At 30.5% G+C, this 21,644-nt stretch carries 23 protein-coding genes; 9 read left to right on the top strand and 14 right to left on the bottom strand.

What is annotated here, in order from left to right:
• Positions 1-828: 828 nt before the first annotated feature.
• Positions 829-1,317, bottom strand: a complete 489-nt coding sequence (locus L0U77_RS10205) for a CvpA family protein (RefSeq protein WP_101918659.1) — start codon at positions 1,315-1,317, stop codon at positions 829-831.
• Between the two features lie 111 nt (positions 1,318-1,428).
• Here L0U77_RS10205 and L0U77_RS10200 point away from each other — a divergent pair, with 111 nt between their 5' ends.
• Both L0U77_RS10200 and L0U77_RS10195 read left to right on the top strand, forming a co-directional pair.
• Complete coding sequence (locus tag L0U77_RS10200) at positions 1,429-1,785, top strand: hypothetical protein (RefSeq protein WP_101918332.1); 357 nt, start codon at positions 1,429-1,431, stop codon at positions 1,783-1,785.
• A gap of 204 nt (positions 1,786-1,989) precedes the next feature.
• Positions 1,990-3,447 (top strand): TlpA family protein disulfide reductase, encoded by a 1,458-nt coding sequence (locus tag L0U77_RS10195; protein ID WP_233901134.1) that lies wholly within the window; start codon positions 1,990-1,992, stop codon positions 3,445-3,447.
• A gap of 77 nt (positions 3,448-3,524) precedes the next feature.
• Here L0U77_RS10195 and L0U77_RS10190 read toward each other — a convergent pair whose 3' ends face one another.
• Both L0U77_RS10190 and L0U77_RS10185 read right to left on the bottom strand, forming a co-directional pair.
• Positions 3,525-3,884, bottom strand: coding sequence for a YraN family protein (locus L0U77_RS10190; RefSeq protein ID WP_233882980.1), 360 nt, complete (start codon positions 3,882-3,884; stop codon positions 3,525-3,527).
• A gap of 10 nt (positions 3,885-3,894) precedes the next feature.
• Positions 3,895-4,887: a S66 peptidase family protein gene (locus L0U77_RS10185; RefSeq protein WP_233901133.1), complete on the bottom strand. Its 993-nt coding sequence runs from the start codon at positions 4,885-4,887 to the stop codon at positions 3,895-3,897.
• Between the two features lie 148 nt (positions 4,888-5,035).
• On the opposite strand from L0U77_RS10185, the gene metG reads away from it, so the two are divergent.
• Entirely contained in the window at positions 5,036-7,090 is a 2,055-nt protein-coding gene (gene metG / locus L0U77_RS10180) for a methionine--tRNA ligase (RefSeq protein WP_233901132.1), read from the top strand.
• Positions 7,091-7,166: 76 nt separating this feature from the next.
• Positions 7,167-9,290: a Tex family protein gene (locus L0U77_RS10175; RefSeq protein WP_233901131.1), complete on the top strand. Its 2,124-nt coding sequence runs from the start codon at positions 7,167-7,169 to the stop codon at positions 9,288-9,290.
• A gap of 65 nt (positions 9,291-9,355) precedes the next feature.
• On the opposite strand, the gene L0U77_RS10170 is transcribed toward L0U77_RS10175, so the two are convergent.
• Both L0U77_RS10170 and L0U77_RS10165 read right to left on the bottom strand, forming a co-directional pair.
• The gene (locus L0U77_RS10170) at positions 9,356-10,204 is read right to left on the bottom strand and encodes a YitT family protein (RefSeq protein ID WP_233882987.1); all 849 of its coding nucleotides are present in this window, start codon (positions 10,202-10,204) and stop codon (positions 9,356-9,358) included.
• A 209-nt stretch (positions 10,205-10,413) separates the two neighbouring features.
• Positions 10,414-10,749, bottom strand: a complete 336-nt coding sequence (locus L0U77_RS10165) for a single-stranded DNA-binding protein (protein ID WP_233898019.1) — start codon at positions 10,747-10,749, stop codon at positions 10,414-10,416.
• 194 nt (positions 10,750-10,943) lie between these two features.
• Here L0U77_RS10165 and L0U77_RS10160 point away from each other — a divergent pair, with 194 nt between their 5' ends.
• The gene (locus tag L0U77_RS10160) at positions 10,944-11,306 is read left to right on the top strand and encodes a hypothetical protein (RefSeq protein WP_101918342.1); all 363 of its coding nucleotides are present in this window, start codon (positions 10,944-10,946) and stop codon (positions 11,304-11,306) included.
• A 288-nt stretch (positions 11,307-11,594) separates the two neighbouring features.
• Here L0U77_RS10160 and pyk read toward each other — a convergent pair whose 3' ends face one another.
• The 4 genes from pyk to L0U77_RS10140 all read right to left on the bottom strand — a co-directional run bounded on the left by pyk (position 11,595) and on the right by L0U77_RS10140 (position 15,456).
• Complete coding sequence (gene pyk / locus L0U77_RS10155; RefSeq protein ID WP_101918343.1) at positions 11,595-13,022, bottom strand: pyruvate kinase; 1,428 nt, start codon at positions 13,020-13,022, stop codon at positions 11,595-11,597.
• A 184-nt stretch (positions 13,023-13,206) separates the two neighbouring features.
• Positions 13,207-13,944 carry a ribonuclease III gene (rnc, locus tag L0U77_RS10150; RefSeq protein ID WP_233861796.1) on the bottom strand — a complete coding sequence of 246 codons (738 nt, stop codon included), beginning with the start codon at positions 13,942-13,944 and terminating at the stop codon, positions 13,207-13,209.
• A gap of 6 nt (positions 13,945-13,950) precedes the next feature.
• Entirely contained in the window at positions 13,951-15,201 is a 1,251-nt protein-coding gene (gene fabF, locus L0U77_RS10145) for a beta-ketoacyl-ACP synthase II (protein ID WP_101918345.1), read from the bottom strand.
• 18 nt (positions 15,202-15,219) lie between these two features.
• The gene (locus L0U77_RS10140) at positions 15,220-15,456 is read right to left on the bottom strand and encodes an acyl carrier protein (RefSeq protein WP_101918346.1); all 237 of its coding nucleotides are present in this window, start codon (positions 15,454-15,456) and stop codon (positions 15,220-15,222) included.
• Positions 15,457-15,633: 177 nt separating this feature from the next.
• Here L0U77_RS10140 and purN point away from each other — a divergent pair, with 177 nt between their 5' ends.
• Together purN and L0U77_RS10130 are read left to right on the top strand one after the other, a co-directional pair.
• Complete coding sequence (purN, locus tag L0U77_RS10135) at positions 15,634-16,203, top strand: phosphoribosylglycinamide formyltransferase (protein ID WP_233882989.1); 570 nt, start codon at positions 15,634-15,636, stop codon at positions 16,201-16,203.
• Positions 16,196-16,831: a ribonuclease H1 domain-containing protein gene (locus L0U77_RS10130; RefSeq protein WP_101918348.1), complete on the top strand. Its 636-nt coding sequence runs from the start codon at positions 16,196-16,198 to the stop codon at positions 16,829-16,831. The genes purN and L0U77_RS10130 overlap by 8 nt, the downstream gene beginning before the upstream one ends.
• A gap of 84 nt (positions 16,832-16,915) precedes the next feature.
• On the opposite strand, the gene L0U77_RS10125 is transcribed toward L0U77_RS10130, so the two are convergent.
• Positions 16,916-17,263 (bottom strand): toxin-antitoxin system YwqK family antitoxin, encoded by a 348-nt coding sequence (locus L0U77_RS10125; protein WP_233901130.1) that lies wholly within the window; start codon positions 17,261-17,263, stop codon positions 16,916-16,918.
• A 205-nt stretch (positions 17,264-17,468) separates the two neighbouring features.
• Between L0U77_RS10125 and L0U77_RS10120 the strand changes: the two genes are divergently transcribed.
• On the top strand, positions 17,469-17,669 hold the full coding sequence (locus L0U77_RS10120; protein WP_101918350.1) for a dodecin family protein: 201 nt from the start codon (positions 17,469-17,471) through the stop codon (positions 17,667-17,669).
• 176 nt (positions 17,670-17,845) lie between these two features.
• Positions 17,846-18,652: a mechanosensitive ion channel family protein gene (locus L0U77_RS10115; protein ID WP_101918351.1), complete on the top strand. Its 807-nt coding sequence runs from the start codon at positions 17,846-17,848 to the stop codon at positions 18,650-18,652.
• Here the strand turns inward: L0U77_RS10115 and tsaB are convergent.
• The 4 genes from tsaB to L0U77_RS10095 form a co-directional block, all read right to left on the bottom strand.
• Positions 18,649-19,326 carry a tRNA (adenosine(37)-N6)-threonylcarbamoyltransferase complex dimerization subunit type 1 TsaB gene (gene tsaB / locus L0U77_RS10110; RefSeq protein WP_233901129.1) on the bottom strand — a complete coding sequence of 226 codons (678 nt, stop codon included), beginning with the start codon at positions 19,324-19,326 and terminating at the stop codon, positions 18,649-18,651. The genes L0U77_RS10115 and tsaB overlap by 4 nt on opposite strands.
• Before the next feature lie 66 nt (positions 19,327-19,392).
• Complete coding sequence (locus tag L0U77_RS10105; protein ID WP_233901128.1) at positions 19,393-20,769, bottom strand: TolC family protein; 1,377 nt, start codon at positions 20,767-20,769, stop codon at positions 19,393-19,395.
• Between the two features lie 139 nt (positions 20,770-20,908).
• Positions 20,909-21,130 (bottom strand): hypothetical protein, encoded by a 222-nt coding sequence (locus L0U77_RS10100; protein WP_193700219.1) that lies wholly within the window; start codon positions 21,128-21,130, stop codon positions 20,909-20,911.
• The gene (locus L0U77_RS10095) at positions 21,123-21,644 is read right to left on the bottom strand and encodes a DUF420 domain-containing protein (protein WP_101918355.1); all 522 of its coding nucleotides are present in this window, start codon (positions 21,642-21,644) and stop codon (positions 21,123-21,125) included. Before L0U77_RS10095 ends, L0U77_RS10100 begins: the two co-directional genes overlap by 8 nt.

Below are 21,644 nucleotides of genomic sequence, written 5' to 3'. Positions count from 1 at the left end.
TGTTAAGCCTGCCGCTAGCGTTCATCCTGAGCCAGGATCAAACTCTTCATTGTATATTTTAAATAATATTAATGAATAAGTTTCAAAAGAATTTGTTCTAAACTAATAGAACGTGGTTATTCTACTCTTATTTACGCTGTCAATTTCAATATTTTCAATGAACGTGTCGAGTCGACACACACAAGTATCTTTCAACTTATTAATCTTCTCAGACTTCTTTTGTAGAAATGTTAGAATCGAACTAACTGATTTTTAGCTTAAAAATCATTCCAAAATTTCTTGATCGTTTTGCTTTAATGTATTTCTTAAAGCGGTTGCAAATATACATCTTTTAATTTGTTTTAAACAAGCTAAATTTAACTTATTTTTTACATTTTATTAATGTGATACTTACCGATATTTTAATGAGCTTTTGTTAACTTTTAAACTTATGTTTTTCCGTTAGCGGTTGCAAATCTACGCCCTTTTATTGGAACAGCAAGTACCTTTTTTTATTTATTTTTAAAGTATTTTATTAATAACTGATTTTCAAAGAATTAAACCTTAATTATTATTTATCATAAACAAAATTTGAACGACATTATAGACAAAAATATAATAATCAGTGAAAAAATAGGTTCGCTTATAACAAAAATTAATTTCCCCGTTTTTAACTCTTATTACTATCGGCACGAGCAAGATGCTCGCGATAGCGTATAAAAAACGAAACTAAATAGCTAAAAACAAACACAGTAAATAGACTTAGCCCCGATTGAAGCTTTGTTTGAGCTCTTTTTTTGATTTTTCTTCAAAAAAAAGCGAGTGCGGAAAGCGGGAAATAGCTCCAAATTATTCCGAATCATTAATTATGGAAGGGAAAAGTATCGGTGCAATTCTTTTTATCGGAACATACAAAATAGACGAAGACAAACTCTTTTCACTCAAAAAAGGAAGCGTATTATTAACCTTTCCAAAGAAAATAAACAAAACACTCAAAAGTAAACCTATTTTTAATCCGCCAAAAATACCACCAACAAACTTATTTAAAAGACCTAATGATGCAAAATCAGCAACTTTTGTTAAAAATTTACCCAACAACGAAATAATAACCAAAATTAAAATAAAAGTAATACCAAAAGAAAATAAAGAAATATACTCAGAATCCCAAGAAACACGAGAAACTAACCAATCAGAAACAAAATAAGAAAAATGAAGTGACCCATAAACTCCTCCAATCAAAGCAACCAACGAAGCAACCTCAACAAATAAACCCTTCAGCAAACCTCGAACAAATCCAAAAAGTAATAAAGAAGCAATGATAATATCAAAAATATTCATAAAATATAAATTTAAAAAAAAATTAGCAACAATCAAATAAAGCATCACCAAAAATTATACTCCAAATATACACAACTCAATCGTATCTTTGCAAACTCAAAATAAATACTCATGCACAAAGAAAGTAAACTAAAAGAAAAATGGAGTTTTATAATCAAAAATTTATCAAGCCAATTTGCCGATGGAGATGAATTAAATATAGACGCCGTTATCTACTTAATTGGCGTGCAAGAACTAGGACAAGGAAAACGTAACTTTAAAAAAGATGAAAAAGTAAACCTAATGCACATCGCTATTTGTAAACTTTTAGAACCTTACGGATACTACGAATTCGACTTCTTTGACCAAGAAGGATGGCCTCACTATAAAACACTAACAGCACTGCCAAACCTAAAACCCGGAGAACAATCCGTACTAATTAAAGAAGCTATTATTAACTATTTTGAACAAATAGAATTCTTTAAATAACTCGTTGTCAAGCTCTATAAAAATTTAAAAATATCAACAAATAACTTCACCAAAAAATAAGAACAAAATAATAGCAAAAATAAACACGGTACACTTCTTGCAAACCTCTACCTAAATGATTAGTTTTATTTTTTTAAATCAATTCAAAATAACGTGCAAAATAACGTTCAAAAATAAATATTCAAAAATAAAGAATTTAAAATAATGATGAAAAAATTACTAGCAATATTTGTATTAACAACTTCCATAGTTAGCGCGCAATATACCGTAAAAGGAACAATGACGCCTCCTGAAAAAAGTGATTGGGTTTATTTACATAAATTACAAGGAGCAAAATCGAAATTTATAAGCAATACAACAATCAAATCAAATACCATCGTTGTAGGCGGTGAAAAACAAGTATTAGGAAAATTTGAATTTACATTGCCAGAAAATGCAACTCCTGGTGTATACAGAGCAACATACAGAAATAAAGGTAACGGTTTTGTCGATTTTTACTTCAATAAAGAAAATATTGAATTTATTTTTAACCCAAAATATCCTGAACAATCTGTAGTTTTTACCGCATCTAGAGAAAATAAACTCTACAACGAATACTTGCAAGCATACGCATTAGTGCAAAATAAAATTGATGAAAATCAAGTAGCGTACATCAAAAATGGAAACAAAGAAACCAAAAAAGCATACAGAAATGATGTAAAAAAACTAGAAGACATTCAAGAAATTTATGAAAATAAATCCGAAGGAATGTTAGTACATAATTTTATAAAAGCATCACAACGTTATAATCCATCGAGTCCTATGGATAATATGGATGAATATCTTTCATCAACTGTTCATCATTTTTTTAAATATATCGACTTTAAAAATGATGCCTTATACAATTCTTCTTTCTTAGTCGATCGTATTGCCGATTATGTTTTTTATTTAAACTTTTCAGAGAATCAAGTATTACAACAAAAATTGTTAAAAGAATCGATTACAAAAGTAATGGACGAACTTCCGAACGTAAAATTAAAAAAAGCCGTTACCGAATTTCTAATTACTTCTCTAGCCGATAAACGAAATGGTGAAGTGGTCGATTGGGTATTTGAAACCTATTATGATAAATTACCTGAAGAAGAAATTGATGAAAAATTCAAAAAAGAAAAAATACAATTATTACGTGCTACTATCGGTAGAATAGCACCCGATTTTTCATGGAAAGAAGAAGGTAAGGATTTTAAATTATCAACCTTAAATGATGCTGAGCAATATTTATTAGTTTTCTGGAGTACAAGTTGCCCGCATTGTACCAAAGATATTCCTAAATTGCATAATTATATAAAGGAAAAACATGAAGAAGTATCTGTAATTACCTTTGGAATCGAAGATACCGAATTAGACTGGAATGAATTTATTAAAAACCTTCCGTACTCGCACAATGCTGTTGGAACGCATCCTACGTATAAATTTGATAACGAAACAGTTCGTAAATATAATTTATTAGGAACACCTACTTATTTTGTTTTAGATAAAGATAAAAAAATTGTTGCAATGCCAAATCAATTGGTAGATGTTAAGAATTATTTTGATAAAGAAAAAGAAAATCAGCAAGAACAAGACAAAGAACAAGACGAAAATGAAGATGAAGATGAAGATGAAGATGAAGATGAAGAATAAATACTTCTAAGTTATTCATTTAAGTTATTTCTGATAAAAAAACACCCTCGATACTTAATATCGGGGGTATTTTTTTATCAGAAATATAAAAAAGCATCTTCTATGTGTTCTATTTTGAAAGTGTTGTTTGTTTGTAAAATACCGATAATATCAAATCGAATTTCGAGGTCTATATTTTTTTGATGCACATAATGATTCATCGCATATACCAATAATTTTATTTTCTTCGGATTTACAAAATCTTGAGGATTTCCAAAATAAGTACTCGACCGTGTTTTAACCTCAACAACGACTAAAACAGCCTCTTTTTCAGCAATAATATCAACCTCTGCTTTTTTATATCTATAATTTTTTTCAAGGATTTTATAACCATTTTTCTCTAAATATTCAATAGCTAATTGCTCTCCTTTTTCGCCAAGTTCGTTATGTTGTGCCATTATGCTAGCATTATTTGAATTTTAGATGTACTATTTTATGTTGAGTAGTTACAGCAACCTTTCTCCCCATAATCAACGCTCTGTTATCGGGTTCATGACCTGCAGGAAAATTAAATATAACAGGAATATCTTTAGGAATCACCTCTAAAATTAATTGCTCGATAGCACTTCCCCAAGATGTTGAATTTTTCTTGATTTTAGTCATATCGCCCACAATAACACCGCTTACTTTTGTAAAATATCCTGCACGTTTTAAACTTTGTAACATTCTATCAATCGAATATTTGTACTCGCCTATTTCTTCAATAAATAACACTTTATTTTCTGTTGATAATTGACTATCTGAGCCTAACATCGATGTTAAAATAGCAATATTTCCACCGACTAATTCCCCTGAAAATTTTTGATTATTTTTAATATTTCTATTATATTTTGATGCTGTAATTTGATATGATAATTTTTCACCAAACAATACTTTTTTAAGCGATGCAATACTTTTTGCAATTACTTCGGGTTTATCTTGCAAACTTGTTCCCATAATTCCGTGAATCGTTTCCACGCCTAAATTATGAATATGATTATGAAAAGCAGTAATATCAGAATAACCAATGACCCATTTTGGATTTTCAATAAATTTCGAAAAATCTAATTTATCTAAAATTCGAACAGAACCATAACCACCACGAGCCGCCCAAATAGCTTTAATATTCGGATTATCTAACGCATCTTGAAAATCTTGACAACGTTCTTCATCCGTTCCCGAAAAATGATTTTCTTGCTTAAATAAATTATTTCCGTACACAACTTTTAATCCCCAACTTTGGGCAAGTTTTTTAGCTTTATCAATAACATTTTTTCTATTTTTTAAAATTCCCGCAGGCGCAACAATTGCAATCGTGTCGCCTTTTAGTAAAGATGGCGGCGTTATTAAATTCATAGTTGGTGTTTGTGAAAAAGCGACTGAAATCATTAGTAAAAAAGGAAGTATTATTATATTTTTCATCAAAATTTAGCCTGTTTTTTTAAAATTATTTTAATATTGATTTTTTAAAAAGGATAATCTATGTAAATGTACCTATTTTATAACAGTTTAAAAAATTGCTTTTTCGTACTTTTGTACTTTAATTTTAGGATAAATTTAGCATAGAAAAATGACTACACCAAAAAGATATACAGTTACAGCAGCATTACCTTATACAAACGGCCCTATTCACATTGGGCATTTAGCAGGTGTTTATGTTCCTGGAGATATTTACGCACGTTTTTTACGTGGAAAAGGAAAAGATGTTGCTTTTATTTGCGGATCTGATGAGCACGGTGTAGCAATACCAATGCGTGCAAAAAAAGAAGGCGTTACACCACAACATATTATTGATAAATATCACGGAATTATTAAAAAATCATTTGTTGATTTTGGTATTTCTTTTGATAATTATTCTCGTACTTCTTCGGAAATTCATCATAAAACAGCTTCTGATTTTTTCATCAAACTATATAATGATGGCGAATTTATTGAAGAAGTTACCGAGCAATTATACGATGCAGAAGCAAATCAATATTTAGCCGATCGTTTTGTGGTTGGAACTTGCCCAAAATGTGGGAATGAAGAAAGCTACGGAGATCAATGTGAAAAATGTGGAACAAGCCATAATGCTACGGATTTAATCAATCCTAAATCGGCAATTACGGGAAATATTCCTTCTTTAAAAGAAACAAAACACTGGTTTTTACCTTTAGATAAACACGAAGATTTTTTACGTAAATGGATTTTAGAAGGTCATAAAAGTGATTGGAAACCAAACGTTTTAGGGCAATGTAAATCTTGGATTGATGACGGATTACGTCCTAGAGCCGTAACTCGTGATTTAGACTGGGGAATTCCTGTGCCTGTAAAAGGTGGTGAAGGAAAAGTATTATATGTTTGGTTTGATGCGCCTATCGGTTATATTTCATCAACCAAAGAATGGGCTGCTCGTGAAGGTAAAAATTGGGAAGATTATTGGAAAAAAGATGATACTAAATTAGTACATTTTATCGGAAAAGATAATATTGTATTTCACTGCCTTATTTTTCCTGCGATGTTAAAAGCGCACGGTGATTTTATTTTACCAGAAAATGTACCAGCCAACGAATTTTTAAATTTAGAAGGTAATAAATTATCGACTTCTAAAAACTGGGCGGTTTGGTTACACGAATATTTAGAAGATTTCCCGAATCAGCAAGATGTTTTACGTTATACTTTAACCGCAAATGCTCCTGAAAGTAAAGACAACGATTTTACTTGGAAAGATTTTCAAGCAAAAAACAATAATGAGTTAGTAGCAATTTTCGGAAACTTTATAAACCGTGTAGTTGTTTTAACAAATAAATATTACGAAGGAAAAGTGCCAGTTGCTGGTGATTTATCAGAAGTTGATGAAGATACTTTAGCTACTTTAAAAGAGTTTCCGAATGTAATTGCGAAATCAATTGAACGTTACCGTTTTAGAGAAGCTTCTCAAGAATTAATGAATTTAGCGCGTTTAGGAAATAAATATTTAGCTGATGAAGAGCCTTGGAAAATGATTAAGGTTGATGCAGAACGCACCAAAACAATTATGAATGTAGCGTTACAAATTGCTGCTGGATTATCAATTTTATCAGAACCTTTTTTACCTTTCACTTCAACAAAGTTAAAATCAATTTTAAATATTGATACCACTTTAACTTGGAATGATGTATCAGAAAAAGAAGTTTTAATTCAAGAAAATCATCAAATTAATGAAGCAGAATTATTGTTTTCTAAAATTGAAGATGTTGAAATTGAAAAACAATTAGCAAAATTAGAAGCTACTAAAAAAGCAAATGAAGCTGAAAACAGAGTTCTTGAGCCTCAAAAAGAAACCATTGAATTTGATGATTTCACAAAAATAGACATCCGTGTAGGAACTATTACAGCAGCAGAAAAAGTAGCAAAAACTAAAAAATTATTAAAACTTACTGTTGATGTTGGGCTTGATACTAGAACAATTGTTTCGGGTATTGCTGAAAGCTTTAAGCCTGAAGATATCATTGGACAACAAGTTTCTGTAGTTTGTAATTTAGCACCACGTAAATTAAAAGGAATAGAAAGTCAAGGAATGATTTTAATGATTGATACTCCTGATGGTAAACTTGCCTTTGCACAACCTTCAGAAAAGGTAACAAACGGAGAGTTTATATCTTAAATAAAAATAACATTTTAGTATATTTGAAACCTCACTTTTAAAAAGTGAGGTTTTTTTTATTTCAAACAACTACGCTATGCAACTCATCAATTATATAATTTCTCGCTGTAAAATTTCTTTAAAATCGATTCAAAGTACTATTGAATTATTAAATGAAGATTGTACTATTCCTTTTATTGCTCGTTATAGAAAAGAAAAAACTGGTAATTTAGATGAAGTTGAAATCGGCTTAATAGTCGAATTAAAAGAGCAATTTGAAATCCTTGAAAAGAGAAAAAAAACAATCATCAAAGCCATTGAAGAACAAGATGCTTTAACCGATGAACTAAAAAATAAGATTGATAAAACAGAAAGCATTACTGATTTAGAAGATATTTATCTTCCTTATAAAAAGAAACGAAAGACAAAAGCCGAAACTGCTCGTAAAAATGGATTAGAACCTTTGGCAAAAAGGATAATGAGTCAGCGTATAAATGACTTAGAATTTACAGCATCAAAATATAAAAACAACGAAGTTTCATCCGAAGAAAAAGCCTTAGAAGGCGCACGTCATATTATTTCAGAATGGATAAATGAACGCACCGATGTTCGAAATAATATCCGTAAAGAATTAGCACGTTTTTCTGTTATCAATACTAAAGTTGTAAAAACAAAAAAAGAAGAAGAAAACGCTCAAAAATTTAAAGATTACTTTGATTGGAATGAAAGTTTTAGTAGAATCCCTTCACATCGATTTTTAGCTATTCTTCGTGCCGAAAAAGAAGGTTTTATCAGAATAAAAATTGATATAGATAACGAAAGAGCAATTCAAAAAATAGAAAATAGTGTTATTCGTTCTCGAAATAACTGTAGTGAACAGCTTGAAATCGCTATTTCCGATGCTTATAAACGTTTATTATTACCCGCTTTAACAAATGAAGCAATGGTAATTGCTAAAGAAAAAGCGGATGAAAGTGCCATAACTGTGTTTACAAAAAACTTACAACAACTTTTATTAAGTGCTCCACTGGGCGAAAAGCGAATTTTAGCAATTGACCCAGGTTTTCGCTCGGGTTGTAAAGTTGTATGCTTAAATAAACAAGGCGATTTATTACAAAACGAAACTATTTATCCACACGCACCGCAACATAAATCTGACGAAGCAATACAAAAAATAAGTGCTTTAGCTGAAAAATATAACATTGAAGCCATTGCAATTGGTAACGGAACTGCATCGAGAGAAACGGAACAGTTTATCAAAAAAATAGCTTTTAAAAATAATATTTCAGTTTTTGTTATTAGTGAAGCTGGAGCATCTATTTATTCGGCTTCAAAAATTGCTAGAGATGAATTTCCTGATTACGATATTACCGTTCGTGGTGCAATTTCTATTGGTCGTAGATTGGCTGATCCGCTTGCGGAATTGGTTAAAATTGATGCAAAATCGATTGGTGTAGGACAATATCAACATGATGTAGAACAAGGAAAACTAAAAAAATCATTAGATACTGTTGTTGAACATTGTGTAAATAAAGTAGGCGTAAATATAAATACGGCGAGTGTTTCGTTATTGAGTGCTGTTTCGGGAATTGGAATAAAACTAGCCGAAAATATTGTAAATTATCGAAATGAAAATGGTGCTTTTAAAAACAGAACTGCTATAAAAAAAGTTCCTCGTTTAGGCGGAAAAGCTTTTGAACAATCCGCAGGTTTTTTACGTATTAAAAATGGCGATAATCCTTTAGATAATTCGGCTGTTCATCCCGAACGTTACGCGTTAGTCAAACAAATGGCTAAAGATTCTGGCAATAAAATTATCGATTTAATAGGAAATAACTCGGTTTTAAAACAGTTAAAATTACAACAATACGTTACCGATTCTTACGGATTACCAACGCTTCAAGATATTGTAAAAGAATTAGAAAAACCTGGCTTAGATCCTCGAGAAAAAGCAAAAGAATTTAGTTTTAACGAACATGTTAAAACAATTGATGATTTAAAAACAGGCATGATTCTTCCTGGAATTATTAACAATATTACAAATTTTGGTTGTTTTGTCGATATCGGAATTAAAGAAAGTGGTTTAGTTCATGTTTCTAATCTTTCAAATACTTTTGTGAAAGATATAAATGAACATGTTACTTTAAATCAGCATGTACAAGTAAAGGTTTTAGAGGTCGATGTAACAAGAAAACGCATTCAATTATCTATGAATTTCTAATATCATAAAAATAAAAAAGCAAGGGGTTTTAACCCCTTGTGAACTAAATTCTTATATTATTAACATTAAACCGTAGAACCTAATAATTGTGTTGCTTCTAAAACAATCATATACGCTTCTGGATCGTGTTTTTCAACTAAATTTTTCAGTGTTACAATCCTGTTTTTATTGATGGATAAAAAAATTATATTTCGCTGATTAGTTTGCGATAAATCATTTCCTTCAATCAACGTTCCTGAAACTCCCATTTTTGCAGCGATTATCTTCTTTAATGCTACTAAATCTTCCGAAGCAATATGTACAATTTTATTCTGTTTACGTCCCGTAAGCACTAAATCAATAAATTTACTAGCTACAAAAATACTTAACATCGCCCATAAAGCCAATTCTAAATCTTTAAAAACAATTGCCGATAAAAGCACTACAAAAATATCTAAAGTCAAAATTACCGTACCAGGTTTAAAATGATACTTATCCTTTAAAATACGGGCGATAATAGCACCTCCTCCAGCAGAAGCATCTCCTTTAAAAATAAGCCCAATTCCCGAACCAACACATAATCCTCCGTAAATTGTAGCCAATAATGTATGATCACTTAACACAGGAAAATGTATTATTTCTCTAAGAAAATCAATATATATAGCTAAAGAAACGATAGAAATCATCGTGCGAAATGCAAAGCGTTTTCCAATATATTTTACACTTATTAAAAGTAATGGCGCATTGAGGACTAATAACAACATTCCTATCGGAATATTTGACATATAATTCAACACAATCGCCAAACCTGAAGTTCCTCCTGTTGCAATTTTATTTGGAGCTAAAAATCCAACAACACCAATTGCTAAAACTAAACTTCCACTAAGTATAAAAAAATAATTTTTTAATTCATTTTTCAACTTTTTAGTATTCATGTTTTATCTTTTTTAATCTTTAATTTTACGATTTACTATTTTGTAATCGGCAAAAATACCTCTAAAATTAAAGATTACAGATGTTTTTAATGTTATTAATTTAGATAAAAAAAGATATCAAATTATAGGTAATATCGTATTTTAAAAGCTTAAAAAAGTATCCCAAATGATTCTTTTTATGCGTCATTTTTAAGTATCTTCAAAAAATATTATTTATCATCTAATAATACTAATTCATTTATTACAACTTCAGTCATATATCGTTTTTCGCCTGCGGGTGTTTCATAAGAACGATACGTTAATTTTCCATGAACCAATACTTTTCTTCCTTTGGTTACATATTTTTCAATGATTTCAGCAGTTTTATTCCAAGCAACGATATTGTGCCATTGTGTATCTTTAATTTTTTCGCCTGTCGAATTTTTATAAATTTGATTCGTTGCTAATGAAAATTTAGCTACTTTTTTTCCACTTTCTAAGGTGATAATTTCAGGATCTTTACCTAAATTACCTAATAATTGTACATTGTTTTTTATGGTATTCATTTTCTTTATTTTTAGTTGTTTTTATATAATTTTATAATGACACTGCAAAGATGAAATAGCTTGTAAATTAAAATCGGTTGGTAAACAATTGTTTTCGTTTGTAAACAGATGTAAATGAATGTAAACGAATAGAATCATTTAATAATTTTAAAGATATCGTAATCAATGTATTATTTTTATTGATAAAAAAATGTATGAAAAACAGCCAAGAAAACAGAAAATGTCTAACTTGTAACGAAAAAGTAGTCGGTAGAATTGATAAGAAATTCTGTTCGGATTATTGTCGAAATAGTTATAATAATAACGTACATAAAGACAGTAAAAACTTAATTAGAAATACGAATAATCGGTTGCGTAAAAACTACAAAATATTAACTGAGCTAAATATTTCGGGTAAAACCAAAGTTAGCAGACGTACATTATTTGATAAAGGTTTTGATTTTAAATTTATCACATCATTATATGTTACCAAAACAGGAAATACCTATTATTATGTTTATGACCAAGGATATTTGATACTAGAAAATGAACTTTTCTTGCTAGTAAAACAAGATTAAAAGATTTAAAAAGAAGCCTATAGCCTGTTTAAAAATTAAAAAACTATCAATTTGAGTGATTTTTTTCCTTCAAAAAAATTGTATTGAGAACTTTTTCAGCATAAAATCAATCAAAATTTATCAACATAAAAGAATTCAAATTCTCGATACAATTTTAATTCCTTTTAGTCATTAAAATCATTCGAATTGACAAGAATTATCAAAAAAAGCCTTTAACAATGAATTTGTTAAAGGCTTTTTTTAACCTGAGCTTAAAGCTTCAAGTAAAACAGTAAGTAAAATAGCGTATTAATGAATTTTAGAAACACGCAATGTATTTACCATTCCTTTAGCTTGTACGGGCATTGACGATAAATTAATCATAAAATCGCCTGCTTTTACAAAGCCTTTTTCTTTGGCTATTTCATTAATATCTTCTAAAGTATCATCGGTACTTAAATCTCTATCATAATAAAAAGCACGAACTCCCCATAAAAGATTTAATTTTCCTAGTATTCTTTTTTCTGATGAAAATGCTAATACGTGCGATTTTGGTCGCCAAGCAGAAACCTGAAACGCCGTATAACCACTATTTGTTAAAGTTGTTATTGCAGAAGCATTCATATTATCTGCCATTAACGCAGCGTGATGACATATTGATTTTGTGATAAATCTATTGGTACGAATATGTGGTGCTTCTTGTGGCACTTTAATTAAATCTGAAAATTCAACACTTCCAATAATTTCGGTCATTTTTTGGATAACGCGTAAAGGATGTTTTCCTACGGATGTTTCTCCCGAAAGCATTACAGCATCTGCGCCGTCTATAATTGAATTTGCCACATCATTTACTTCGGCTCTTGTTGGAACAGCATTTTCAATCATGGTTTCCATCATTTGTGTCGCAATAATTACAGGAATTCTTGCTTGTTTCGCTCTTCGAACTAACATTTTTTGAATCAATGGAACATCTTGCATCGGAACTTCTACGCCTAAATCACCACGAGCGACCATTAGTCCGTCACAATATGGGATTAAAGCATCAATATTTTCAACAGCTTCTGGTTTTTCAATTTTAGCAATTACGGGAACTCTATAATCAGAATTTTGATCAATTAAATCACGTAACATTCTTAAATCTTCAGGATTTCTAACAAATGATAATGCGATCCAATCTACTTCTTGTTGTAAAGCAAAAATTGCATCTTTTTTATCTTTTTCTGTTAATGCGGGTAATGAAATGTTCGTATTTGGTAGATTAACACCTTTTTTTGAATTTAAAGCGCCACCTACAAGTACTTTGGTAACTACTTCTGTTTTTTTATCGGTAGCAACTACTTCAAATAATAACTTACCATCATCAACTAAAATATGTTCTCCTACTTTTACATCTTTAGGAAAACGCTGATAGGTCATAAAAGCTTTTTCTGTTGTTCCTATGCATTCTTCAGTGGTAAAGGTAAAAGTAGCACCTGCTTTTACTTTTACAGCATCATTCATCACGCCAACTCTTAATTTAGGTCCTTGTAAATCGGCTAAAATAGCTAAGTTATAACCATTTTCTTCATTAATTTCTCGTATTTCACGGATACGTTGTTTTACATTATCGTAATCTGCGTGCGAAAAATTAACTCTAAAAACATTAACTCCAGCTGCTGCCATTTTAGCTAAAATTTCTTTGGTATTGATTGCAGGTCCTAGCGTGGCTACAATTTTCGTTTTTTTGTTGTGTGGCATAATTTAAAATATTAAAAAATCTTTCGATTTTAAGGATTCAACCTCACTGTTATATGAGGTAATAATATATTTAAGCTTATATTTAAAGCACAAATAAGCATCGTAACAATTATTTGTTACAAGCTAAAGTACTGAATGTATCTAAATATTATGTAAATTTTATAAAAACCTTTTGCAGAAAATGTTAAGATTCTTCCATTTGAGTTTGCATGGCAAAATAGACTCTTTTAGCAGCAATTTCTTGTGCTTTTTTCTTCGATGTAGCTCTTCCTTTACCCATAATTTTGTCATCAACACTGAGTGTTACAGAAAAGTATTTTTTATTTTGATTTCCAGAATCTTCGAATGACTCGAATTTATATTTTTTCTTATTTTTCTGGCACCACTCGATAACATAACCTTTATAACTCGATATTTTACCTTCTAAGCGTTCAATATCAACATAAGGCAATATCACCTGTTCATAAATAAACTGATGACAATAATTATAGCCTCTATCTAAATAAATAGCGCCAATTAAAGCTTCAAAAATATTTCCGTAAAGATTATTACTAATATGCTCTTCAGCCATATTACTTTTTACGAATCGTATTAAGTCTAAATCTTTACCTAAGGTATTTAAATGCTCTCTACTCACTACTTTAGAGCGCATTTGTGTTAAATATCCTTCATCTCCTTTGGGGACTTTTTTATATAAATAAGAAGCCATTACAGAACCTAACATGGCATCACCTAAAAACTCTAAGCGTTCGTAATTAATAGGGATTCCTTTTCTATCAATAAGTTTTAAGGACCTATGTGTAAACGCTTTTTTATAATGAGAAAGCTTTATTGGTTTAAAATTAAGCAGTTCTTTTAACTCGTAGTAAAGATTTTTATCCTCTTTACTTGCGGGTTTAATAATACTACGAAAAAAGTTCATACGTGATTAATCTAGTTTTCTAAAAACTACACAAGCATTATGACCTCCAAAACCAAAAGTATTACTCATCGCAACTTTGATTTCTCTTTTTTGCGGTTTATTAAGTGTTAAATTTAACTCAGGATTAATATTTTCATCCACATTAACATGATTAATTGTTGGTGGTACAATACTATGTTCCATCGCTAAGATAGCAGCTATTGATTCAATAGCTCCAGCGGCACCTAATAAATGCCCTGTCATTGATTTTGTAGAATTTATATTGATATTCTTTGCGTGTTCTCCAAAAACTTCAGAAATCGCTTTTAATTCCGCAACGTCTCCTAAAGGTGTAGAAGTACCGTGGGTATTAATATGATCTACATCTTCTGGTTGTAAACCTGCATTTTCCAGACAATTTTTCATTACAGCAATAACGCCAATTCCTTCAGGATGTGGTGCTGTCATGTGATAAGCATCTGATGACATACCGCCACCTAAAACTTCAGCATAAATTTTAGCGCCACGCGCCTTTGCGTGTTCATATTCTTCTAAAATAATTGCACCTGCTCCTTCTCCTAAAACAAAACCATCACGTGTTGCGTCAAAAGGTCTTGAAGCTGTTTCTGGACTTTCATTATTTGTAGAAAGTGCGTGCATTGCATTAAATCCACCGACACCTGCGTATGTAATAGCGGCTTCACTACCACCTGTTACAATGACGTCACAGTATCCTAGGCGAATATAATTTAAGGCATCAATCATCGCATTTGCTGAAGATGCACAAGCAGATACCGTTGTATAATTAGGTCCCATAAATCCATGTTTAATAGAAATGTGTCCTGGTGCGATATCAGCAATCATTTTAGGAATAAAAAATGGATTAAATCTTGGTGTACCGTCTCCAGTAGCAAAATTCATTGCCTCGTTTTGAAAAGTTTCTAAACCTCCAATACCAGCTCCCCAAATTACGCCTACTCTTAGTTTATTGATTTTATCTAGATCTAATTTTGAATCTACAATAGCTTCATCAGAAGCAACCATTGCATATTGCGTAAATCGATCCATTTTACGTGCATCTTTCCTGTTAATGAAATCTGTTACGGTAAAGTCTTTTAACTCACATGCAAAACGAGTTTTGAACTTGGCAGCATCGAAATACGTTATAGGCGCTGCTCCGCTAACTCCGTTAACTAAGCTATTCCAATATTCTTCTTTATTATTTCCTATTGGCGTTAATGCGCCAAGTCCAGTTACTACAACTCGTTTTAATTGCATATGAATTTTATATAATTGTTATTTTTTAGCTTCTTCAATATAGCTAACTGCTTGTCCAACAGTTCCAATGTTTTCTGCTTGATCGTCTGGAATTTGGATATCAAATTCTTTTTCGAATTCCATGATTAATTCAACAGTATCTAAAGAATCTGCTCCTAAATCGTTTGTGAAGCTTGCTTCGTTCGTTACTTCGTTATCGTCTACTCCTAACTTGTCTACGATAATTTCTTTTACTCTTGATGCTATGTCTGACATAATTTGTTTGTTTTAAAATTTAAAGTCGAGGCAAAAATACAAATCTTAAGTATTAATTCTAACTTTTGCTCGAAAATGTGGTGTTTTTAATGAAAAAAAAATGAATCTTTTGCTACAAACACCGTCATTGTTAATAATTATTCTTTTTTTTGTAGTAACAAAATAATTTATTTTCCTATGAAACGCATCGTAATTCTTGCTTCTGGTTCGGGTAGTAATGCCGAAAACATTATAAAATACTTTCAAAACAGCAAAATAGCTAATGTTACTCATGTGCTATCTAACAATGAACATGCCAAAGTTTTTGACCGATGTGAACGTTTACAAATTGACGCCTCATTATTTGATAAAGAGGCTTTTACAGAAGATGACACTGTTTTATCTTTTTTACAAGTAGAAGCTGACATTATTATACTTGCTGGCTTTTTATGGCGAATTCCTGCCAACATAGTGGCAGCATTTCCGAATAAAATTATTAATATTCATCCTGCTTTATTGCCAAAATACGGTGGAAAAGGGATGTATGGTATGAATGTTCATAAAGCTGTTAAACAAAATAACGAAACTCAAACTGGTATTACCATTCATTATGTGAATGAAAATTATGACGAAGGTACGATTATTTTTCAAGCAAAAACAACTTTACTTCCTTCGGATTCTGCAGAAGATATTGCCGCTAAAATTCATTTATTAGAACAAGAACACTTTCCACGAGTTATTGAAGAAGTAATATCAAAAAATGGCTAAAAAAAAATATTACGTTGTTTGGAAGGGTAAAAAAACAGGCATTTATACTTCTTGGAATGATTGTAAAAAACAAATCACGAATTTTCAAGGAGCACAATACAAAGCTTTTGTCGATGAAAAAGAAGCCAAAATAGCGTTCACCAAAAATTATAACGATTATAAAGGAAAAGACACCAAGAAAGTTATTTTATCTGATAAAGAAAAAGCAAGCTACGGAACACCTATTTTAGAAAGTATTTCTGTGGATGCTGCTTGTTCAGGAAATCCTGGTGCGATGGAGTATCGGGGTGTTTTGACTAAAAGTAAAAAAGAAATTTTCAGATTAGGACCTTTTAAAAAAGGTACGAATAATATTGGCGAATTTTTAGCCTTAGTTCACGGAATTGCCCTTTTGAAAAATAAAAAAATGGATACCTATCCTATTTATTCCGATTCTAGAATTGCCATGAGTTGGGTTCAAAAAAAACAATGCCGCACTAATTTGACTTTTGATCAAAACAATCAAGAAATTTTAAATTTGATAAAACGTGCCGAAAAATGGCTCAAAGAAAATACCTATACAAATCCAATATTAAAATGGGAAACCAAAGCTTGGGGCGAAATACCTGCCGATTTTGGTAGAAAATAACAAAAAAATAACCAAGTATCTAGATACTTGGTTATTAACAATTTATTAACAATAAAAAACTATTTAAAACTATCTTATTTATAACTATTTAATCGCCATTTTGGTTTCTTCTTTCCAAGTTTGCACACCTGCAATTACGTTATTATTGTAATCGATTTCTTTTAATCCATCGGCTTGCCACATAAACCATTTTCCTGATTTTTTCCCTTCTTTATAATGTGCAATAGCAGTCTTGTTTCCTTTTGTATCAAAAGAAATCCAAGTTCCTTGTAATTTTTTATATTTAAAGAAACCTTGTTCTTTTACTTTTCCATCTTTATAAAAATAAGTCGCTTTTACTAAATCTCCTTCTTTTTCAAATGTTACTTCTGTGTTCTGAGCTTGCAATAATGATATCGATAATATGCAAACAACTAATATAAATTTCTTCATGTCTGTTATATTTTAAATTAATACTCTCTTTTTGATGTTACAAATATACAATAAATTTTACACAAACCAAACATTTAAGTAACAATTACATAACATTAACTTAACATTAGGATTTCAAACGAACTTTTAACTACTTTCAACTAAAAGATATATCAGCTGAAATTACTATATTTACGAGAGTATTAACCTTTTAACAAAAAAAAATATGGCGGTAATGAAAGTAATTGAAGTATTATCTAATTCTGACAAAAGTTGGGAAGATGCAACAAAGAAAGCAGTAAAACAAGCTTCTAAATCGGTTAAAAATATTAAATCGGTATTTGTACAATCGCAAAGTGCTGTTGTCGAAAATGATGAGGTTACCGAATTTAGAGTAAACTTAAAAATTACTTTTGAAGTAAAGTAATTGTATAAAAACGAACTACTATAAAGCGATTTTGTTAAAACAATATCGCTTTTTTTATTTGATTGTAAACAAGCAATACTAATTGCTTACTCTTTTTTAAACCAAATCGAATTTACATTCAACTTTATATTTTACATTTACACTCGAATTAAAAAAATCAAAAAAAAATTAAAAAAATGGAACAAAACATTGAAAAATTAAAAGACCTCTTATTTGAATATGGTCCTAAAGTAATTTCAGCATTAATTATTTTAGTTGTTGGACTTTGGATTATTAAAATGATAACTAAAGGTGCTAAACAATTAATGGTTAAGCGTAATTTAGACGAATCTTTACAAGGATTTTTCGGAAGTTTAATCGGTTGGGGGTTAAAGATATTTTTATTTATTACCGTTGCAGGACAATTAGGAGTTGAAACGACTTCGTTCGCTGCAATCATCGCTGCCTTAGGTTTAGCAATTGGTATGGCATTACAAGGAGCATTATCTAACTTTGCTGGTGGTGCATTAATTATGGTTTTCAAACCGTTTAAAATTGGTGATTATATTGAAGCACAAGGTGAACAAGGTACAGTTAAAGAGATTCAAATTTTTACAACAAAATTAAATTCTATTGACAATAGAGAAATAATTGTTCCTAACGGAATATTATCAAACGGAAATATTGTTAATTATTCTTCGGAAGAAAACAGACGTGTTGATTTAGTTTTTGGTGTCTCTTATGATGCGGATATCAAAGAAACTAAAAATGTATTATTAAGTGTTTTAAACAACACGCCATATACTTTAAATACTCCTGCACCAGCAGTTATGGTTAGTGAATTAGCCGATAGCTCTGTAAATTTCACCACTAGAACTTGGGTAAAATCTGCTGATTATTGGAATGCTCATTTTCATATTATTGAAAACGTAAAAATAGCATTAGACAAAGCTGGTATCGAAATTCCATATCCTCATGCTGTTGAAATTCAAAAAGAAGCTTAAACTTTCTTTTTTTCAGGAATAGCAATAAAATCTTTTAAATAAAAAGGTTCAAAATAAGCGACATCTTCGGTGTCGCTTTTTTGGTATTTACCAAAACTTAAAACTGCCATTTCTTTGGATGATGGAAATTTATCTTCTATAAATATAGCATTTTCATGTAAAATAATGTCTTTACATTTTGATGCTCCATCGCCTAAAAAATAAACTTTTCCTTGTGATAATTCTTCTTTAAAAGAATTTTCATCAATAATTTCGGCTTTAATTTCTCGTATTTCTTTATATTTTGAATCATAAACTGCCGAATATACTTCCATTCTTCGAGCATCTAACATCGGAATAATAAGACCGTCATCAACAGAAATATAATGTGCTAATGAATGTAAAGTTCCAATAGAAATCAAGGGTTTATCAATCGCAAAACACATTCCTTTGGCCGCTGAAACGCCAATACGAAGTCCGGTATAAGACCCTGGTCCTTTACTGACAGCAACCGCATCAATATCCTTAGATGTTAAATTTGCTTCTTTTAAAATCTCCTGAATAAAAGGATGTAATTTTTCAGCATGCGAATAATTTCCATAATTTAATTCTCTAATTGTGATTATTTGACCATTTTTAGCCAAACAAACCGAACAATTTTTGGTTGCTGTTTCTATATTTAAAATTATTGCCAATTGAAGTAGGTTTATTTATTTATTTTATTTTTTGCAAAGATACCGTATAAACAAAAAATCATATGATTAATCAACAATCGATTCTCCAAAATAAAATTTTAAGACCTTTGTTTTAAAGATATAATCGTATTTAGCGCGTATCATAGCACTTTTAGCATTAACAAATCGATTGTGAATTTGGTCGAAATCAACTTGTGTTATTGCCCCGTAATCATAACGAGTTTGTGCGTTTTTTAAGGCTTCTTTTTGTGCTGATAAAGATATTTCTGAAGCTTCAAAACTTTTTGCAGCCGCTTTTGCATCTAAAAAAGATCTTGCTATTTCTTGTTCTAATTGTAATTTTTCACGTTCCAAAACAAACTCACGTTGTTGTTTATTGATGAATGCTTTGGCAATGTTATTTTTAGTTTGAAAACGGTTAAATATTGGAATATTCAACGACAACGCAAGCATATAACTTACATTATTTTCTAATTGAGTTGAAAAACCATTCGGAATTGAAGTTACAGTATTCGTTACAGGATTTCGTTGTAAAAGTACATCGGGTTCACCAAAAACAGTAAAATAAGACGTACTTGTATTTGCCGAATACGTAAGCGTTGGCAAATAAGCACCTTTTGCTTTTTTAATCGCTAAAGTTTCATTTTCGATATTTAACAATGCTTTTTGTATTTCAGGTCTGTTTGCTACGGCTTTTGTAAACACTTCTTTTGCAGAATCATACAGTAAAATTTTCGAAGGATTTTCGATATTGATAGTAGCAATATCAAAGGCATCTGAAGAAACCTGAAGTAATTGTGCCAAACTTAATAACGCAAAATTTAAGGTGTTTTCTTGTGTTACCAACTTTTGAACATCATTTGCAACCGTAGATTCCGCATTTAAAACAGCTCCTTTGGCTACTGCTCCTGCGTCAAATTTTATAGTGATATTTTTAAATTGTTGTTTACTGATAAGAATTTGCGCCTTGGCTACCGCTAAATTTTCTTTAGCAAATAAGACATTTAAATACGCATTAACAACGTTTAAAGAAATATCATTTTCAATTTTAGCCAATTCTAAATCGTTACTTTTTACGGCTAATACAGCTTGTTTTTTAGTATTAAGATTTCTAAATCCATTAAAAATAGTTCCTGATGTTGCCAAGCCAAAGTTTGTAACGTACCTATCTTGACTGGTATTCACACCATTAAGGCCTGATGATAATCCAAAAGTACTACGATGCGAATTTTCAAAACCTAAATTTGGCAGAAAATTTCCTTTAGCTATTTCAACATCCATTTTTGCCGATTCAATAGCCGATTGCTGTTGTTTCACAGAAATATTATGTGATAATGCTTGTGAAACACATTCTTTAAGCGTCCATTTTTTTTGAGAAAAACCGACAAATGAATTGCATACAACAAGTAAAAAGACTAGAATTAAAGTAGGTATTTTCAACATAATTGTTTTTTAGTTTTTTATTTAAAAAATAACCTTTTAAAAATCTTAAAATAATCTTTATAAGATATTTAAATGACAAGCTTCGATGACAAGACGACTAAAAACAAGTTTTGTTACAAAAAAATAATTTTATCAGTAATTAATTTTTCGCACCTTTTTTATGTCGATAAATAAAATAAAATAACACGCCTACCAAAATATACGGAAACACCATTAAATAGGTAATTCCATTATTAACGCCTTCGGCAACGGTTTCATTACCGCCTTCTACCACTGCTTTACACATCGCACATTGTGCATTGACATCCACAGAAATACTCAATACTAAAATCACTAAAATTATTAATCCTTTTTTATACATAATATGGAGATATCATTAAATATACAACAACTCCCGTTACGGCAACATATAGCCATAATGGAAACGTAATTTTTGCTATTTTTTTGTGTTCTGGAAAATTACCCAAACGAGCTCTCATAAAGGTAATCAAAACAAAAGGAATTACAATTATTGATAATATAATATGCGTTATCAGAATAAATAAATAGATATATTTTAGTATTCCTTGCCCTCCAAATGAGGTCGAATCGGAGGTCATATGATACGCCACATACATCACCAAAAACAATGCAGAACACGCAATTGCCGTGGTATTTAACTGTTCATGTAATTTTTTGTTTCCCTTTTTTATAGCGATTACCGATGCGATTAATAAAACGGCTGTCAATGCGTTGATACTTGCATATATTGGCGGTAAAAAAGATAACGGTTCAACATTCGGGATTTTAACACCAAATAAAATCGCCACAGCGATTGGCACTAAAATAGAAACAAGGGTAATTAATTTTTTATATTTTTGTTCTGCTGTATTCAT

Source organism: Tenacibaculum piscium (genome assembly GCF_021390715.1).
GTDB classification, from domain to species: domain Bacteria; phylum Bacteroidota; class Bacteroidia; order Flavobacteriales; family Flavobacteriaceae; genus Polaribacter; species Polaribacter piscius.
Note: the sequence above shows the minus strand (reverse complement) of the source record. Positions and strands in the feature narration are given on the sequence as shown.

Coding starts and splice junctions, on each gene's coding strand:
- L0U77_RS10130 (WP_101918348.1), top strand. CDS start 16,196: ATGGCTAAAAAAAAATATTACGTTGTTTGGAAGGGTAAAAAAACAGGC.
- L0U77_RS10140 (WP_101918346.1), bottom strand. CDS start 15,456: ATGTCAGACATAGCATCAAGAGTAAAAGAAATTATCGTAGACAAGTTA.
- L0U77_RS10200 (WP_101918332.1), top strand. CDS start 1,429: ATGCACAAAGAAAGTAAACTAAAAGAAAAATGGAGTTTTATAATCAAA.
- L0U77_RS10100 (WP_193700219.1), bottom strand. CDS start 21,130: ATGTATAAAAAAGGATTAATAATTTTAGTGATTTTAGTATTGAGTATT.
- L0U77_RS10205 (WP_101918659.1), bottom strand. CDS start 1,317: ATGAATATTTTTGATATTATCATTGCTTCTTTATTACTTTTTGGATTT.
- purN (WP_233882989.1), top strand. CDS start 15,634: ATGAAACGCATCGTAATTCTTGCTTCTGGTTCGGGTAGTAATGCCGAA.
- L0U77_RS10185 (WP_233901133.1), bottom strand. CDS start 4,887: ATGAAAAATATAATAATACTTCCTTTTTTACTAATGATTTCAGTCGCT.
- L0U77_RS10190 (WP_233882980.1), bottom strand. CDS start 3,884: ATGGCACAACATAACGAACTTGGCGAAAAAGGAGAGCAATTAGCTATT.
- L0U77_RS10160 (WP_101918342.1), top strand. CDS start 10,944: ATGAAAAACAGCCAAGAAAACAGAAAATGTCTAACTTGTAACGAAAAA.
- L0U77_RS10120 (WP_101918350.1), top strand. CDS start 17,469: ATGGCGGTAATGAAAGTAATTGAAGTATTATCTAATTCTGACAAAAGT.
- rnc (WP_233861796.1), bottom strand. CDS start 13,944: ATGAACTTTTTTCGTAGTATTATTAAACCCGCAAGTAAAGAGGATAAA.
- L0U77_RS10170 (WP_233882987.1), bottom strand. CDS start 10,204: ATGAATACTAAAAAGTTGAAAAATGAATTAAAAAATTATTTTTTTATA.
- pyk (WP_101918343.1), bottom strand. CDS start 13,022: ATGCCACACAACAAAAAAACGAAAATTGTAGCCACGCTAGGACCTGCA.
- L0U77_RS10125 (WP_233901130.1), bottom strand. CDS start 17,263: ATGAAGAAATTTATATTAGTTGTTTGCATATTATCGATATCATTATTG.
- L0U77_RS10195 (WP_233901134.1), top strand. CDS start 1,990: ATGATGAAAAAATTACTAGCAATATTTGTATTAACAACTTCCATAGTT.
- fabF (WP_101918345.1), bottom strand. CDS start 15,201: ATGCAATTAAAACGAGTTGTAGTAACTGGACTTGGCGCATTAACGCCA.
- L0U77_RS10165 (WP_233898019.1), bottom strand. CDS start 10,749: ATGAATACCATAAAAAACAATGTACAATTATTAGGTAATTTAGGTAAA.
- L0U77_RS10095 (WP_101918355.1), bottom strand. CDS start 21,644: ATGAATACAGCAGAACAAAAATATAAAAAATTAATTACCCTTGTTTCT.
- L0U77_RS10115 (WP_101918351.1), top strand. CDS start 17,846: ATGGAACAAAACATTGAAAAATTAAAAGACCTCTTATTTGAATATGGT.
- L0U77_RS10175 (WP_233901131.1), top strand. CDS start 7,167: ATGCAACTCATCAATTATATAATTTCTCGCTGTAAAATTTCTTTAAAA.
- metG (WP_233901132.1), top strand. CDS start 5,036: ATGACTACACCAAAAAGATATACAGTTACAGCAGCATTACCTTATACA.
- L0U77_RS10105 (WP_233901128.1), bottom strand. CDS start 20,769: ATGTTGAAAATACCTACTTTAATTCTAGTCTTTTTACTTGTTGTATGC.